The sequence below is a fragment of the Mesorhizobium sp. M2A.F.Ca.ET.039.01.1.1 genome, assembly GCF_003998035.1.
In the GTDB taxonomy this organism is placed as follows: Bacteria; Pseudomonadota; Alphaproteobacteria; order Rhizobiales; family Rhizobiaceae; genus Mesorhizobium.
In genome coordinates this window covers 1-1,717 of sequence record NZ_RZRY01001035.1, presented here as the reverse complement: position 1 = coordinate 1,717, position 1,717 = coordinate 1, and the positions used below count along the sequence as shown (strand labels likewise).

Here is a 1,717-nt window from a genome sequence, read left to right as displayed (position 1 = left end):
CGCCACGGCCGCGTGATGTGGCCGTTGTCGATGCGGTGGATCCAGCCGGCATTGAGGTTGAGGAAGTTGAAGATGATATAGCCGCAGTTCGACACGGCGAGGATGAAGAAGAAGCTCGTCGCATCGGCCGAGGCGATGGCCAGCACGATCAGGTTGAAGATCAGGTCGGTCCACATCGCCCGCGTCGGCGCGCCGTGCTCGTTGACATGGCTGAGATAGCGCGGCAGCCAACCGTCGACCGAGCCCTGGTAGAGCGTGCGCGAGGAGCCAGCCATCGCCGTCATGATGCAGAGCACCAGCGCCAGGATCATCAGCATGACCAGCAGGCTGTGGATCAGCTTGCCGCCGCCGACCATGCCGGCCAGCGCGTCGGCGACGCCCGAGCCGTCGACGATCGGCGTCGCCAGCATGCCGTTCAGGCCCAGAACGCCCTGGAAGGTGAAGGGCACCAGGATGAACAACAGCATGCAGAGCAGGCCGGAATAGAAGATCGCCTTGAACGTGTCGGTGCCGGGGTTCTTGAACTCCGACGTGTAGCAGACCGCGGTCTCGAAGCCGTAGGTCGACCATGCGGCGATGAACATGCCGCCCAGCACGAGTGTCCAGCCGGCGATGTTCCACGACCCGGGGTCGGGCGCATAGGCCGCCGCCAGCGGCACCAGCGGCGAGAAGTTGGCGTAGTCGATCTGGCCGGTGATGATCGGCACCACGCCGACGATCAGCATCGGGATGATGACCAGCAGGCCGATATATTTCTGCACATTGGCCGTGCCGAGGATGCCGCGATGCTGGATGGCGAAGATGACCAGCATCAGCACCGCGCCTATGAAGAAGGTGGCGTTGAGCGTGAAGGAGACGGGTCCCAGCGTATGGCCCCACAGCGTCCAGGTGCGGATCGCCGGCGTCGCGGCGGCCGTCACCGCCGCGATGGCGTCGGCAGGGGCCGTCCCCGCATGCGCGGCGATATAGGCGACGACCTCCGGCGAGGTCTCGGAGAAGACCGGGATCGGCGCCAGGGCGTTGAGGATATAGGCGGCGGCGATGGAGCAGCCGAGCGACAGCACCGGCGACCAGGCGAACCAGTTGCACCACACCGACAGCGGCGCGATGAATTTCGAATAGCGCAGCCAGGCGGTAGCGCCGTAGATCGAGGCGCCGCCCGACTTGTTCGGGAACAGGCCGGCAATCTCCGCATAGGTGAAGGATTGCAGGAAACCCATGATCATGGACACCGTCCAGATCAGGAAGGCCAGGGTTCCAGTCGTGCCGGCAATGCCGCCGATCGAGAACAGGACCAGCGCCGGAACGCCGCTCGCCACCCAGAAGGCGCCACGCCAGTCGATATGCCTGAGCAGCTTGCTTTCGGCAGGCTGCTCCAGGGCCGTGCTTATCGTGCTCATATCTTGTGTCTTCCCCTTTTTTCTGTTCCCCGCCGGCGACGCTTCGGCTCTCGCGAAGCTTGCTCCCCGGCCACTATGGCCCAACCGTCGTGTTTCCACTCAGTCGTATTTTTTTCTTTAGAGTGAAGATTGATCCGGCGCGCTTTCGCGTCAAGCGTTTTGTGGATGTCATGCACATCACGCTTGCGAAACATCGGCTCTTTCCTCCTCCCCTTGTGGGGTGAGAAGCGGTCGCGCAGCGAACGAAAAGCCAATTGCTTGGCTTTTCGAGCTTCGAACGCCCTGAGTCTGCGAAGGGCCGGGGGCCGATCCACCTC

General features: G+C 63.4%; 2 protein-coding genes. Both read right to left on the bottom strand.

All coding sequences use genetic code 11. The annotated features are described in order from the left end of the window. On the bottom strand, positions 1-1,400 hold a 1,400-nt coding region (locus EOA24_RS36980; RefSeq protein ID WP_133374852.1), incomplete at its 3' end, for an APC family permease. Next, positions 1,397-1,717 (bottom strand): hypothetical protein (locus tag EOA24_RS42590; RefSeq protein WP_210213645.1); only part of this gene is annotated, 321 nt, incomplete at its 5' end. The genes EOA24_RS42590 and EOA24_RS36980, both read right to left, overlap by 4 nt.